The sequence below is a fragment of the Rhizobium leguminosarum genome, from assembly GCF_010668065.1.
GTDB classification, from domain to species: Bacteria; Pseudomonadota; Alphaproteobacteria; order Rhizobiales; family Rhizobiaceae; genus Rhizobium; species Rhizobium leguminosarum_S.
This window is the reverse complement of sequence record NZ_WUEN01000004.1, coordinates 132,434-146,938: the sequence shown is the minus strand read 5'-3', so window position 1 is coordinate 146,938 and position 14,505 is coordinate 132,434. Positions and strand designations below refer to the sequence as shown.

Sequence of the window (14,505 nt, the reverse complement as noted above, 5' to 3'; positions counted from 1 at the left end):
ACGGTAGGGTGTGTTTTCCTGTAGGTCTACTTAATTAAAATAAGGATATAGATTAGAAATTGTGGCCGATTGATCAGCCGAGGGAGCCAAGTTTGGACTTTTTCAGATTGCGGACGCTTCGCGAGCTTTCGCGCCGCGAAACGATGGCGGCGGTGGCCGATGCTATCGGCATTTCGTCGTCGGCGGTTTCTCAGCAAATCGCCCAGTTGGAGGACGAAGTTGGAATCCCGCTCGTCGAGCGACGCGGGCGAGGGGTGACGCTGACACCGGCCGGCCAGCGGCTCGTTGTGCACGCCGACCGGATATTCGGCATTGTCGAGGAAGCCAAGACCGATATTGCCGAGCTTCAGAACATCGTCGCCGGTGACCTGAGGATCGCAACACAACCCTCCGCTGCTTCTTCCTTCATTCCCGCCGCGATGCGCCAGCTCGCCATCGACCATCCGCATCTCGACATCGTCATGACGACGATGGGACCTGCCGAAGGCGTGGCGGCGCTCCGGGCCTGGCAGGCCGATATCGTCATTGCCGACGACATATCGTTCGATCCGCATACGCTGGAGGGCACGGCCGACACGCTGTTCCTCTGCCGCGACCAGCTCTTCGTGCTTCTGCCCGCTGGTCACAGGCTGGAGAGCGAGTCCGTCATCGAACTCGCACAGCTGAGGGATGAACATTGGGCGCTCGACGTCGCCTCCAGCGCCTATTCCATGGCCATCCGCCAGGCCTGCCGCGACATCGGTTTCGAGCCCGTCATCAACGGCTTCAGCGACAGTTTCGAAGTGGTGTTCGCACTGGTGGAAGCCGGGTGCTCGATTTCGGTGATGCCCGGCTTGGCGCTCAGAGATTTCGGCGGAGCGCTGGTCGTCAAACCCTTGGTGCCATCCGTTTGCCGTCGCATCCATGCGATTACCCGGCGGGGCGAGGTGCGTAACCCGAAGGTCGCGGCGGTGCTCGATCAACTGGTAAAGAGCGCGCCGCAGGATTTGAACAGATCCTGATTTTCGCGCGAATGCACTCTTGGCAGGAGCGATCATATCGGGCACTCTTGGTTCATGATTATGGCAACTCAAGCAGCAGACGTTCGCGCACGCGACGCACGACTTACCACCACGGCCTCCTGATCGGAGCCGGTTAATACTGTCGTTTGCTTTCTCCTTATTTGCCTTGAGCCACCGTCCATGGACACCAGATCGTTTTCAAAGCCACATCGCGTTTTTTTCGTCCGGAGCGTCGCGCAGACGTCCTGCGCCGTAACTCCGCGCGCGCTTCGACTTAGCCGCGGCTGCCGGACGTCACCGGAGCACCGGCAGCCGTAGCTGCTCCTGAACCAAAGAACGCCTCCATTTTTCAGGACACGCCGCCGCAAAGCCGGCCGGCGCCAGGAGTGATGCATGCCTTATGATTCCAAGACGATCGAACCGAAGTGGCAGGCCTATTGGGCCGACCGCCATACCTTCCGAGCGGAAATCGATCCGGCCAGACCGAAATTCTACGCACTCGACATGTTCCCATATCCTTCCGGTGCGGGCCTGCATGTCGGCCATCCCCTCGGCTATACGGCCACCGATATAACGTGCCGCTACAAACGCATGCGCGGCTTCAACGTCTTGCATCCGATGGGATGGGACAGTTTCGGCCTGCCGGCGGAGCGCCACGCGATGCGGACTGGTGTGCATCCCGATATCACGACGAAGCGCAATATCGAGACGTTTCGCGGGCAGGTGCAGAGGCTGGGCTTCTCCTATGACTGGAGTCGTGAGTTTGCCACGACCGACCCCGCCTATGTGCGCTGGACGCAGTGGATCTTCCTGAAGCTGTTCGAGAAGGGCCTCGCCTATCAGGCGGAGGTCGCGGTCAACTGGTGCCCGGCCCAGAACGCGGTGCTTGCCGACGAGGAGGTCAAGGACGGGCGTTATGTCGAGACCGGCGATCCCGTCATTCGCCGCAGGATGCGCCAGTGGATGCTGCGAATCACGGCCTATGCCGATCGGCTGCTGCAGGGACTGGACGGCCTCGACTGGCCCGAAAACCTGAAAACCATGCAGCGCAACTGGATCGGACGCTCGGAGGGCGCCGAAATCCGGTTTCCGCTCGAGCACGGCAAAGAGGTCATCACCGTCTTCACGACGCGCCCCGAGACCCTGTTTGGAGCAAGCTATGTGGTGCTCGCGCCGGAGCATCCTGCCGTTGCCGCCATCGTCGAGCCGGAAGTGCGCGAGGCGGTGGCCGCCTATATAGCCGAGGCTGAAGGATTGGAAGAGACGGTGCGGGCCGATGCCGGGCGCGAGAAGACGGGCGTCTTCACCGGCGCTTATGCGACCAACCCTGCCAACGGAGCCCGGCTGCCGGTTTGGGTGGCCGATTACGTGCTGGCTGGCTACGGCACCGGCGCCCTGATGGCGGTGCCGGCTCATGACGCGCGCGACTACGCTTTTGCCCATGCGCACGAACTGCCGATCATTCGCGTGATCGAAAGCGAGGACGACATCGAAAAGGCGGCTTATGAGGGCGAGGGGGCGATAGTCAACTCCGGCTTCCTGGATGGCCTGGGCTCACCAGAGGCGAGATCCGCCATCATCGCCTGGCTGCAGGCGAACGGCGCGGGCTGGCCGAAGGTCACGTATCGCCTGCGCGACTGGCTGTTTTCCCGCCAGCGCTACTGGGGTGAGCCAATCCCGGTACTGCATCTGGCGGATGGCTCGGTGATGCCGCTGCCCGAGGAATGCCTGCCGCTGCTGCCGCCTGAACTGGACGACTACGCTCCGACGCCGGATGGCGAACCGCCGCTTGCCCGTGCGCAGGCCTGGGTCGAAACGATCGTGCCGGGCACCGACATTCCGGCACGGCGGGAGACCAACACGATGCCGCAATGGGCGGGCTCCTGCTGGTATTATCTCAGATTCCTCGATCCGGAGAACACCAGCGAACCCGTCGGGCGCGAGGCCGAGCGCTATTGGATGCCGGTCGATCTCTATGTCGGCGGCGCCGAGCACGCGGTCCTGCATCTGCTCTATGCCCGCTTCTGGCATAAGGTGCTCTACGACATCGGCGTCGTTTCCACCGAAGAGCCGTTCCAGCTGCTGTTCAACCAAGGCATGATCCTTGCTCATTCCTACCGCGATGCGGCGGGCCGGTATTACGCGCCGTCGTCCGTCGTCGAAGAGGAAGGCAGATGGTTCGCTGGGTCGGTCGAAGTGCAGCGCGCCGTCGAGAAGATGTCGAAGTCGCAGCTGAACGTTGTTAATCCCGACGATATTGTCCATCAGTTCGGGGCCGACGCCTTGCGCCTGTACGAGATGTTCATGGGACCTCTTGACGCGGCAAAACCCTGGCAGACCGCTGGCGTGATCGGCGTGCGTCGGTTTCTGGAGCGTGCCTGGCGCATTGTCTGCGACGAGAGCGACGGATTGTCTCCAGTAGTGCTGGAGGCGGCCCCCAGCCCGCAGCTTCTGCGCTTGCGCCACCAGACGGTGAAGACCGTGACGGCGGATATCGAAGCAATTCGGTTCAATACCGCGGTTTCCCGGCTGATGGAACTGGCCAACGCACTGACGGCGGAAGCAGCGCGTCCGCGCGAAGTGGTGGAGACATTCGTGCTGTTGCTCGCACCCTTTGCGCCTCACATCGCGGAGGAGTTATGGAGCAAGCTTGGTCACGGGGAAACACTGACATGGGTTTCCTGGCCCACCTTCGATCCTGCACTGATCGAGATGGAGACCCGCGAATATGTCGTGCAGATCAACGGCAAGGTTCGCCACCGCTTTGAAGCCGCCGCCGATCTCGGCGAGGCGCTGCTTGCAGCGGCGCGATCCGAACCTTCCGTCATGGCCTTGCTGGACGGCAAAACGGTGGTCAAGGAAGTTCTGGTCCCGGGGCGACTGGTGAATTTCGTCGTCGAAGACCTGTGATGATCCAAAGCGGATCGTCGGATTTGAGCCCGACGATCCATTCCTTCAACCGACCGCCTACCTGCCACTCTCCGGCCAGGTCGGCTGACTAATGCTCTGCAGCAGTTCCGGCTCGACGCCGTCGATGCGGGCGATGACGGCTTTGGCCATTTCGCGGCCGGCGTGGCGGACGTCCTCCTGGGCGGTGATGATCTCGGGGCGGATCCAGTTCAGGATCGGTACCGATTGTTTGGAGACCATGTCGAGATCGCGGCCGAGCGCCTTGCCGGCCGCCTCGATGCCGGCATTGACGGCGATTGCAGCACTGCCGGCTGAACAGACGATGCCGTCAGGTGCGTTGGCCGAGCGCATCATCACCTCGACGACGTCGCGGATGTCGGCGAGAGGGGCGTCGGTGTTGATGCGCAGTGGCACTTCCTCGGCGCCGTAATCATGCAGGCCGGTCTGGAAGCCGATGCGGATATGGGCGTAGTAGGTGAGCTTACTCGGCGGCTGCAGCAGGGCGATGCGGCGCCGGCCGCGCTTGACCAGCTTTTCCACCGCCTTATGGGCGAAGGCCTCGTTGTCGAAATCGTGGAAGGGGTGCGTCAGTCCCGCATCGGTGCGCCCATGCGTGGCAAAGGGCATGCCGCGCTCGCTCAGCAGCCTTACGCGCGGATCGTCCGGCTCGATGCGTGAGATGATGACGCCGTCGGCCGAGCCGGTATCAAGGATATAGCGCACCGGCAGCATCGGGTCCTTGCTGTGCGAATGCGGCGTGATGACGATATGATAGGGCGTGCCGGATAGCACCTCGGAGATGCCGAAGACCATCTGGCTCGAGAAGCCCATGATCTCCTCGTCGATGCTGAGGACGAGGGCGATGACGTTGGTCTTACCGGTACGGAGGCGCACACCCGCCCTGTTCGGCTGGTAGCCGAGCTGGCGGGCGACCATGCGCACGCGCTCCTTGGTTTCGGCCCCGATATCCGGCGCATCCTTCAGCGCGCGCGACACCGTCGTCACGCCAAGGCCCGTCATGAAGGCGATCGTCTTCAACGTCGGGCGCTCGCGCGCTGCCGGCGTCGATGCCGCGTTCCCGAAATTTCCCTTGTTTTCCATCCCTTTAGGCCGTCCTGCGCGAATTGGTGTCGCTTATAGAGGCTTTTTCCAGCGTCGTAAGCCCGCCGCATGCCAAAATCGCACCTCCCTGAAGAATGCAATCTGTAACGATACAGTAGAAATGTCGAGTGCTTTTTGTTGTGTGCATTGCAACATTGTACGTATAGGTTGAATCGGCAATCCGTGCTCTGCTTTATTGCGATTGCGAAGAGACTGAATTGGAAGGCTAAATTTCTTGTGTAGAATTATTATGCAAATTCAAATTGATAAATTGGAAACGCATGTGCGAGAGCGCCCGGCCTGGTATCGTTTTAAGGGGATGCAGTGCCCCTGATGGAAACAGGCAGAAGTAGCAATTCCGGTTATCACGGAAAAATTTGCCTGCGGGCAGTTGCGTGGAGAAATCGATTGATCTAAGTTTTTCCGGCAACGTTTCAGTGAGGGAGGAGAACTCATGAAAATCCGTATAATGGCGGCCGTGCTTGCCGCTTCGGTCGCGCTTCCGTTCAGCGCCGCCAACGCCACCGATCTCGAAGTCACCCATTGGTGGACGTCCGGCGGCGAAGCCGCAGCCGTCGCCGAACTGGCTAAGGCGTTCGACGCCACCGGCAACCACTGGGTCGACGGCGCGATCGCCGGCTCCGGCGGCACTGCCCGTCCGATCATGATCAGCCGCATCACCGGCGGCGATCCGATGGGCGCCACTCAGTTCAACCATGGCCGCCAGGCCGAGGAACTCGTCCAGGCCGGCCTGATGCGCGATCTGACCGACGTGGCAACCGCCGAGAAGTGGAAGGATATCATTCGTCCGTCGAGCCTGCTCGATTCCTGCACCATCGACGGCAAGATCTACTGCGCTCCCGTCAACATCCACTCCTGGCAGTGGTTGTGGCTTTCGAACGCCGCCTTCAAGAAGGCCGGCGTCGAAGTTCCGAAGAATTGGGACGAGTTCGTCGCTGCTGCTCCGGCTCTCGAAAAGGCCGGCATCATTCCGCTCGCCGTCGGCGGTCAGCCGTGGCAGGCGACAGGCGCCTTCGACGTGCTGATGGTTGCGGTTGCCGGCAAGGATACCTTCAACAAGGTCTTCAAGGACAAGGATGCGGAAGTCGCTGCCGGTCCTGAAATCGCCAAGGTGTTCAAGGCGGCCGACGATGCGCGGCGTATGGCCAAAGGCAGCAACGTCCAGGATTGGAACCAGGCCACCAACCTTGTCATCACAGGCAAGGCCGGCGGCCAGATCATGGGCGACTGGGCGCAGGGCGAGTTCGCGCTGGCCGGTCAGAAGGCTGGCACGGACTATACCTGCCTGCCGGGCCTCGGCGTGAACGAGATCATCTCGACGGGTGGCGACGCCTTCTACTTCCCGCTGCTGAAGGACGAAGAAAAGTCCAAGGCGCAGGGGGTGCTTGCCAAGACCCTGCTCGATCCCAAGACCCAGGTTGCCTTCAACCTGAAGAAGGGTTCGCTGCCGGTTCGCGGTGACGTCGATCTCGCTGCCGCCAACGATTGCATGAAGAAGGGTCTCGAAATCCTTCAGAAGGGCAACGTGATCCAAGGCACCGACCAGCTGCTTTCGGCCGACAGCCAGAAGCAGAAGGAAGACCTTTTCTCCGAATTTTTCGCCAATCCGTCGATGACGCCGGAAGACGCTCAGAAGCGTTTCGCCGGGATCATCGCTTCTGCTGACTGATCAGCAGACTTGCTGCCCTTGCGGTCCGGCCCCCATGGTGCCGGACCGTTCCAGACGGTCGGTGACGGTCAGGCGGGCGGCGGCGTATCTCTGGTATCTTCAGCAGGTTTCGGAGGTAGAGACGACAGGAGGTGCCTTGCCGATCTGTCAGTGGTCGCAGTTGCGATTTGAGGAGAAGTATTCATGACGGGTCAAGCGCGAGCAGGCCGGCCAAACAAGTTACTGCGCAATCTGAATGCCAAGATTGCGTCCATTCCGATGATCCTGACGGCGCTGGTGATCTTTGTCGGCGGGACGTTGTGGACGGTCTTTTATTCCTTCACAAATTCCAAGCTCCTTCCGCGGTTGAGCTTTGTCGGCTTCGATCAGTACGAGCGCCTGTGGGCTGCGCCGCGCTGGGTGACGGCGATCGAGAATCTGGCTGTCTACGGCATCCTCTCGCTGATCTTCAGCCTGGTCATCGGCTTCATGCTCGCCGCGCTGATGGACCAGAAGATCCGTTTCGAAAACACTTTCCGCACCATCTTTCTCTATCCCTTCGCGCTGTCCTTCATCGTGACGGGCCTCGTCTGGCAATGGGTTCTGAACCCCGATTTCGGCATCCAGGCGGTGGTGCGCTCGATGGGGTGGACGAGCTTCACCTTCAATCCGCTCTATACGCCTGAAATCGTCATCTACGGGATTCTAATCGCGGCGCTGTGGCAGGGGACGGGTCTCGTCATGTGCCTGATGCTTGCCGGCCTGCGTGGGATCGACGAGGACATCTGGAAAGCGGCGCGCGTGGACGGCATTCCGATGTGGAGGACCTATCTCTTCATCGTCATCCCGATGATGCGGCCGGTCTTCATCACGACGATCGTCATCATCGCCTCCGGCATCGTCAAGGTCTACGACCTCGTGGTCGCGCAGACATCGGGCGGACCGGGCATTTCCTCGGAAGTCCCGGCGAAATATGTCTACGATTACATGTTCCAGGCGCAGAACCTGGGGCAGGGCTTTGCTGCCTCGACCATGATGCTCGTCACAGTCGCGATCATTATCGTTCCGTGGGCCTATCTGGAATTCGGCGGAGGGCGCAAGCGTGGCTGATGTAGGAACTCTCAACACCACGGCTGCCGGCATCGACGCCGTCGCGCCGAAACTCGGCGAAGGCCCCAGCGGCCCCCGGCCGCGCCCGGCGGTGTCGGCGCGCAACATCATGCTCTATGGCACACTGACGATCGCAGCGCTCTACTATCTGCTGCCGCTCTATGTGATGGTCGTGACGTCGCTGAAGGGCATGCCGGAAATCCGTCTCGGCAACATCTTTTCGCCGCCGATGGAGATCACCTTCGAACCGTGGGTGAAAGCCTGGGCGCAGGCCTGCACCGGGCTCAACTGCGATGGCCTGTCGCGCGGCTTCTGGAATTCGGTTCGCATCACGGTGCCGTCGGTCATCATCTCGATCGCGATTGCCTCTGTGAACGGCTACGCGCTGGCAAACTGGCGCTTCAGAGGATCCGAGCTTTTCTTCTCGATCCTCATCGTCGGCGCATTCATTCCCTATCAGGTGATGATCTATCCGATCGTCATCATCCTGCGCGAAATCGGCATCTACGGCACGCTGACCGGCCTCGTCGTCGTGCATTCGATCTTCGGGATGCCGATCCTGACGCTGCTCTTCCGCAATTATTTCGTGTCGCTGCCGGAGGAGTTGTTCAAGGCGGCGCGTGTCGACGGGGCGGGCTTCTGGCAGATCTTCCTGCGGATCATGCTGCCGATGTCGCTGCCGATCTTCGTGGTCGCGATGATCCTGCAGGTGACCGGCATCTGGAACGACTTCCTGTTCGGCGTGGTCTTCACCCGGCCGGATACCTATCCGATGACCGTGCAGCTCAACAACATCGTCAATTCCGTCCAGGGCGTGAAGGAATACAACGTCAACATGGCGGCAACGATCCTCACCGGTCTCGTGCCGCTCATTGTCTACTTCGTGTCGGGGCGGCTTTTCGTCCGCGGCATCGCCGCCGGCGCAGTGAAGGGTTGATCTCATGAATATGAATGCAAGCGTCTCCATCAAGGATCTGTCCCTGAACTTCGGTGCGGTGAGCGTACTGAAGGACCTCAATCTCGACATCAACGACGGCGAATTCCTCGTGTTGCTCGGTTCGTCCGGTTGCGGCAAGTCGACCTTGCTGAATTGCATCGCCGGCCTGCTCGACGCCTCGGAAGGGCAGATCTTCATCAAGGGCAAGAACGTTACCTGGGAAGAGCCGAAGGACCGCGGCATCGGCATGGTGTTCCAGTCCTATGCGCTCTATCCGCAGATGACCGTCGAGAAGAACCTGTCATTCGGTCTTCGCGTCGCCAAGGTGCCGCAGGCAGAGATCGACAAGCGGGTGGCGCGTGCCTCCGAAATCCTGCAGATTCAGCCGCTGCTGAAGCGCAAACCGGCCGAGCTTTCCGGCGGCCAGCGCCAGCGCGTGGCGATCGGCCGGGCACTGGTGCGCGATGTCGACGTCTTCCTGTTCGACGAGCCGCTGTCCAACCTCGACGCCAAACTCCGCTCGGAGCTGCGCGTCGAGATCAAGCGCCTGCACCAGTCGCTGAAGAACACGATGATCTACGTCACCCATGACCAGATCGAGGCGCTGACGCTTGCCGACCGCATTGCCATCATGAAGAGCGGCATCATCCAGCAGCTCGACGATCCGACGACGATCTACAACAGGCCGCGCAATCTGTTCGTTGCCGGCTTCATCGGCTCGCCGTCGATGAATTTCCTGCACGGCGAGCTGGTCAAATCAGGCGATGGCATTGCCTTTTTGGCCAACGGCGTCATTTTCTCGCTCGCTGCCTACGACGCCAGCGAGACGCTGCAGCCCGGCCGCAAAGTGGTGCTCGGCGTTCGTCCAGAACACATCAAGGTCAACGAGAATACCGGCGGCGAAGAACATGACGCCACCGTCGATATCGAGGAGCCGATGGGCGCGGACAATCTGCTGTGGCTGAAACATGCCGGTCACACGATGTCGGTACGTGTCAACGGCGCACGCCGCTTCAACGTCGGAGCCAAGGTGAAGCTCAGCTTCGACATGACGGTCGCCTCGGTCTTCGACGCCGAAAGCGAGCTGCGTCTTTAGAAGGTTCTGCGGGCGGCGGCGAATTCGGCGAGAGGGCCTACCCCACTCTCCGTCATCCTCGGCCTTGTGCCGAGGATCCATGCCCGTTGCTGCTGGTGGATGCGGTGTGGATCCTCGGGTCAAGCCCGAGGATGACGGAGAGTGAGGCGGGCGGGAGGCCCCCTGACGAACGACAGCTACCGGACGACGACCAAACGCCGTCCTTTTCAAAAACGTAAATCGGAAACGATATCGTGACGCATCGATCAACTACTCCCAACATCGACCTTTCCGGTTCGTGGCAGCTCGCCTCTGTCGACGGCGAGATCCGCACTGCGATCATGCTGCCGGGCGACGTGCACACGGCGCTTCACCGGGCAGGGCTGATCCCCGATCCCTATTTCGGCCGCAACGAGGAAAAGGTGCAGTGGGTCGCCGAGCGCGAATGGGCGGTCGAGCGCAGCTTCGCGCTTCAGGAGGTCGAGGGCGACTGGTATCTCGATATCGATTATCTCGACACGGTTGCCAGCGTCCACGTCAACGGCTTTCTGGCGCTCGAAGCCGACAACAGCTTCCGCCGCCACCGGCCCGATGTCTCCAGCATGCTGAAATCAGGCGACAACAGCATCCGCATCGTCTTTGCCTCCAACGTCGCTGTCGGCGCCGCGCGACAGAAGCAGCAGCCCTTCTACATTCCCTACAGCACGGGCAACTCGCCGATCCCCGACGGCAACATGCTGCGCAAGCCACAGTGCCATTTCGGCTGGGACTGGAACATCGCCATTGCCCCGCTCGGCCTTTACGGGACGATCGCGCTGAAAAAGCTCGAAACGGCGCGCATCGAACACGTCGTCACCCGCCAGACCCACAATAATGACGGTTCGGTCGATCTCAAAGTGACGGCGACGCTGTTTTCCAAGGGGCCAGACATTGCCCAGGTCTATTTCGACCTTGATGGCGAGCGCGTGCGCCTGGATGTCGGCGTCAACGGCGAGACCCATGTCAACCACCTCTTCCATATCGACAATCCGCGCCTCTGGTGGCCCTCCGGCTGCGGCGAGCAGGCGCTCTACAGGCTTTCCGTCGAATTGCCGACGGATGAGGTGATCAAGCAAATCGGTCTTCGCACCATCGAGCTGATCACCACGCCGGATGCATCAGGCAGCCGCTTCGCGTTCAAGGTCAACGGCCGCGAGATCTTTTGCCGCGGCGCCAACTGGATCCCGGCCGACGCGCTGTTTTCGCTGTCTTCACCTGAGAAGACCGAAGACCTGCTGCAATCGGCCAAAGCCGCCAACATGAACATGATCCGTGTCTGGGGCGGCGGCTTCTATGAGCAGGATCATTTCTACGATCTCTGCGACCGGTTGGGCCTTATGGTCTGGCAGGACTTCATGTTCGCCTGCAACCTCTATCCCTCGACCGAGGACTTTCTCGACAATGTGACGATCGAGGTCGACTACCAAGTGCGCCGGCTCTCCTCGCATCCCTCGATCGTCCTCTGGTGCGGCGACAATGAGCTGGTCGGAGCGCTGACCTGGTTCGAGGAATCAAGGAAGGACCGCGACCGTTATCTCGTCTCCTATGATCGCCTCAACCGCACGATCGAGCAGACAGTGAAAAAGGCGCTGCCCGGCGCGCTGTGGTGGCCTTCGAGCCCGGCTTCCGGTTATCTCGATTTCGGCGATGCCTGGCATGCGGACGGGTCCGGCGACATGCATTACTGGTCGGTCTGGCACGAGAACAAGTCGTTCGACAATTACCGCTCGGTGCGTCCACGCTTCTGCTCGGAATTCGGCTTCCAGTCCTATACGTCGCTGCCTGTGATCAAAACCTATGCCGAGGCGAAAGACATGAACGTCGCTTCCCCGGTGATGGAGCTGCACCAGAAGAATGCCGGCGGCAACGAGCGCATCGCCGGCACGATGTTCCGTTATTTCCGCTTCCCCAAGGATTTTCCGAACTTCGTCTATCTCTCCCAGATCCAGCAGGGGTTGGCGATCAAGACGGCGGTGGAATACTGGCGGTCGCTCAAACCCCATTGCATGGGCACGATCTACTGGCAGCTCAACGACACCTGGCCGGTCGCCTCCTGGTCGAGCCTCGACTATGGCGGCCGCTGGAAGGCGATGCACTATCTCGTCAAGCGCTTCTTCCAGCCGGTCGCGGTCGCTGCCATTCCTTCCGACGACGGAAAGACGATTCGCTTCTCGCTGGTCAACGACACGCTTGCCGATGTCAGCGTCGACCTTTCGATCTCGCTGCTGAAGATGCAGGGCGAACGCCGGCACCTGAGAGACGTACAGGCCATATGTTCGCCGGATGCGGCCGTCACTGCCACGAGCATCGACGTTACCGATATTCCCGAGGGAACGTTGCTTGCCTGGCGTTTCACCGCGTCGAACGGCACGGGCGGCGAGGGGCACCATGTCAACGGTACCTACAAGGCGCTGGAGCTGGAACCCGCGGGGCTGACAGTCACCCACGAATATGTCGAGGAGAACGGCTCCGTCGACATCAACGTCACCGCTAGGGGACTTGCGCTTTTCGTGATGATCGAAACCGAGACCGACGGCAAATATTCCGACAACGCCTTCGATCTTGCGGCCGGCGAGAGCCGCCGCATCACCTTTACCCCGGCACGGCCGCTTGATCGTGGCGCGCTTCCGGAGTTCCGGTTCTACGACCTGTATTCCTGCCAGTCGGCGGATTGATCCTGCAAGAATGGGCACGAGGCCCAAGGAGAACATGATGACGAAACTCAGCTACCAGCTCTATAGCGCCCGCAACTTCCAGCCCTATTCGGCGATCTTCGAAAAGCTCGGCAAGGCTGGCTATGCCGAAGTCGAGGGCTTCGGCGGCATCTATGCCGATCTCGATGATGCCGGGCTGAAGAGCCTTCGCGCTGAGCTCGACAAGAACGGCCTCGTCATGGCGAGCGGCCATTTCAGCCCCGATTTTCTGGAAAAGGAAGTTCAGAAGTCGCTGAACATTGCCAAGATCCTCGGCATGGATTCGATCTATGCGCCGCATCTCGCCGCCGAGGAACGCCCGTCCGATGCTGCCGGCTGGATCGCCTTCGGCAAGCGCCTGCAGGAGATCAGCAAGCCCTATAAGGCGGCCGGCTACGAATTTGGCTGGCACAATCATGATTTCGAATTCTTCAAGCTGCAGGATGGCTCGCGGCCGATCGAGCACATCTTCGAAGGCGCGCCCGACATTTCCTGGGAGGCGGATATCGCCTGGGTCATCCGCGGCGGCGGCGATCCCTTCGCCTGGATCGAGAAGCTCGGACCGCGCATCACCGCCGTGCATGTCAAGGACATCGCACCGGCTGGCGAGGCGACGGATGAGAGCGGCTGGGCCGATGTCGGCCACGGCAAGGTCGAGTGGGGGAGGCTAATGACGGCGTTGCGCGCCACCAAGGCCAAACACTACGTCGTCGAACACGATAACCCGAATGACATCGACCGCAATATCAGCCGCTCGATCGCATCCTTCCAGACCTACTGAGGCTTCATCATGACCAGGGAACTTGGCGTCGGCATCATCGGATGCGGCAACATCTCCACCACTTACTTCTCACTGGCACCGCTCTTCAAGGGGCTGAAGGTGCTGGCCTGCGCCGATATCAATGCGCAGGCGGCCGAGGCGCGCGCCAAGGAATATGGCGTCAAAGCGCAGACGATCGACGAGCTTCTCGTCAATGACGAGATCGACGTCGTCGTCAACCTGACGATCCCGGATGCGCATTTCCGGGTATCGAAGGCGATCCTCGAGGCCGGAAAACACGTCTATTCCGAAAAGCCGCTGGTGCTTTCGCTCGAAGAGGGTGAGGAGCTTCGCCGCATCGCCAAGGAAAAGAACCTTGCCGTCGGCTGCGCGCCCGACACCTTCCTCGGTGGCGCCCATCAGCTCGCCCGCAAGTTCATCGACGACGGCGGCATCGGTCGAGTAACTTCGGGCGCCTGCTACGTGATGAGCCCCGGCATGGAGATGTGGCATCCGAACCCGGATTTCTTCTTCCTGCCGGGCGGCGGCCCGATCCTCGATCTTGGCCCTTATTACATCGCCAACCTGATCAACCTGATCGGCCCGGTCAAACGTGTCGGCGGCATGACCTCGATGGCGTCGCCGACCCGCACCATCACCAGCCAGCCGCGCAACGGTGAGATCATCCCGGTCAAGACGCCGACGACGATCCAGGCGCTGCTCGAATTCGTCAACGGCGCCACGGTGACGCTGACGGCGAGCTGGGATGTGTGGTCGCACCGCCATGCCAATATGGAGCTCTACGGCACCGACGGTTCGCTCTACGTGCCGGATCCGAACTTCTTCGGCGGCACCGTCGAGGCAAGCGGCCGCGACAAGGACATCAAGCCGCTCGATGCTTGGGAGCATCCATTCGGCAAGATCAACCAGGAGAGCCCGAACGGGTCGCGCGCCAATTACCGCACCGCCGGGCTTGCCGACATGGCGATGTCGCTGATCGAGGGCCGCGATGCGCGCTGCTCGCTCGACCGCACGCTGCACGGTGTCGACGTCATGACCTCGATCCTGAAATCGGGCGAAGAGGGCCGTTTCATCGACCTGACCACGACCTGCACGCAACCGGCGGCCCTTGGCATCGAAGAAGCGCAGGCGCTTTTGAAGTGATAAGAGGATGCCTCGGGATCTCGCTGGATCGCGAGGCATCCCGCCA

At 61.1% G+C, this 14,505-nt stretch carries 10 protein-coding genes; 9 read left to right on the top strand and 1 reads right to left on the bottom strand.

Annotated elements, in window-relative coordinates; genetic code table 11:
* Positions 1 to 92: 92 nt before the first annotated feature.
* Both GR198_RS12755 and leuS read left to right on the top strand, forming a co-directional pair.
* Positions 93 to 1,001, top strand: a complete 909-nt coding sequence (locus GR198_RS12755) for a LysR family transcriptional regulator (RefSeq protein ID WP_029870729.1) — start codon at positions 93 to 95, stop codon at positions 999 to 1,001.
* A 393-nt stretch (positions 1,002 to 1,394) separates the two neighbouring features.
* Complete coding sequence (gene leuS, locus GR198_RS12750) at positions 1,395 to 3,911, top strand: leucine--tRNA ligase (RefSeq protein WP_164069088.1); 2,517 nt, start codon at positions 1,395 to 1,397, stop codon at positions 3,909 to 3,911.
* Positions 3,912 to 3,968: 57 nt separating this feature from the next.
* Here the strand turns inward: leuS and GR198_RS12745 are convergent, their stop codons facing one another.
* A complete protein-coding gene (locus GR198_RS12745) occupies positions 3,969 to 5,012 on the bottom strand; it encodes a LacI family transcriptional regulator (RefSeq protein ID WP_012757809.1) in 1,044 nt (347 codons plus the stop codon).
* 454 nt (positions 5,013 to 5,466) lie between these two features.
* On the opposite strand from GR198_RS12745, the gene GR198_RS12740 reads away from it, so the two are divergent.
* The 7 genes from GR198_RS12740 to GR198_RS12710 all read left to right on the top strand — a co-directional run bounded on the left by GR198_RS12740 (position 5,467) and on the right by GR198_RS12710 (position 14,459).
* A complete protein-coding gene (locus GR198_RS12740) occupies positions 5,467 to 6,702 on the top strand; it encodes an ABC transporter substrate-binding protein (RefSeq protein WP_029870731.1) in 1,236 nt (411 codons plus the stop codon).
* A 183-nt stretch (positions 6,703 to 6,885) separates the two neighbouring features.
* Positions 6,886 to 7,791, top strand: a complete 906-nt coding sequence (locus tag GR198_RS12735) for a carbohydrate ABC transporter permease (protein WP_029870732.1) — start codon at positions 6,886 to 6,888, stop codon at positions 7,789 to 7,791.
* A complete protein-coding gene (locus GR198_RS12730; protein WP_003540430.1) occupies positions 7,784 to 8,728 on the top strand; it encodes a carbohydrate ABC transporter permease in 945 nt (314 codons plus the stop codon). The genes GR198_RS12735 and GR198_RS12730 overlap by 8 nt, the downstream gene beginning before the upstream one ends.
* A gap of 4 nt (positions 8,729 to 8,732) precedes the next feature.
* A complete protein-coding gene (locus GR198_RS12725; protein ID WP_003540428.1) occupies positions 8,733 to 9,824 on the top strand; it encodes an ABC transporter ATP-binding protein in 1,092 nt (363 codons plus the stop codon).
* Positions 9,825 to 10,057: 233 nt separating this feature from the next.
* Positions 10,058 to 12,517, top strand: coding sequence for a beta-mannosidase (locus GR198_RS12720; RefSeq protein ID WP_164069087.1), 2,460 nt, complete (start codon positions 10,058 to 10,060; stop codon positions 12,515 to 12,517).
* Between the two features lie 37 nt (positions 12,518 to 12,554).
* On the top strand, positions 12,555 to 13,316 hold the full coding sequence (locus tag GR198_RS12715) for a sugar phosphate isomerase/epimerase family protein (protein ID WP_029870734.1): 762 nt from the start codon (positions 12,555 to 12,557) through the stop codon (positions 13,314 to 13,316).
* 9 nt (positions 13,317 to 13,325) lie between these two features.
* Positions 13,326 to 14,459, top strand: coding sequence for a Gfo/Idh/MocA family protein (locus tag GR198_RS12710; protein WP_017988583.1), 1,134 nt, complete (start codon positions 13,326 to 13,328; stop codon positions 14,457 to 14,459).
* The last annotated feature ends 46 nt before the right edge of the window (positions 14,460 to 14,505 follow it).

What these genes read in the sequence shown, in the direction of transcription:
- GR198_RS12735 (WP_029870732.1), top strand. Translation starts at nt 6,886, where the DNA reads ATGACGGGTCAAGCGCGAGCAGGCCGGCCAAACAAGTTACTGCGCAAT.
- GR198_RS12745 (WP_012757809.1), bottom strand. Translation starts at nt 5,012, where the DNA reads ATGGAAAACAAGGGAAATTTCGGGAACGCGGCATCGACGCCGGCAGCG.
- GR198_RS12710 (WP_017988583.1), top strand. Translation starts at nt 13,326, where the DNA reads ATGACCAGGGAACTTGGCGTCGGCATCATCGGATGCGGCAACATCTCC.
- GR198_RS12715 (WP_029870734.1), top strand. Translation starts at nt 12,555, where the DNA reads ATGACGAAACTCAGCTACCAGCTCTATAGCGCCCGCAACTTCCAGCCC.
- leuS (WP_164069088.1), top strand. Translation starts at nt 1,395, where the DNA reads ATGCCTTATGATTCCAAGACGATCGAACCGAAGTGGCAGGCCTATTGG.
- GR198_RS12725 (WP_003540428.1), top strand. Translation starts at nt 8,733, where the DNA reads ATGAATATGAATGCAAGCGTCTCCATCAAGGATCTGTCCCTGAACTTC.
- GR198_RS12740 (WP_029870731.1), top strand. Translation starts at nt 5,467, where the DNA reads ATGAAAATCCGTATAATGGCGGCCGTGCTTGCCGCTTCGGTCGCGCTT.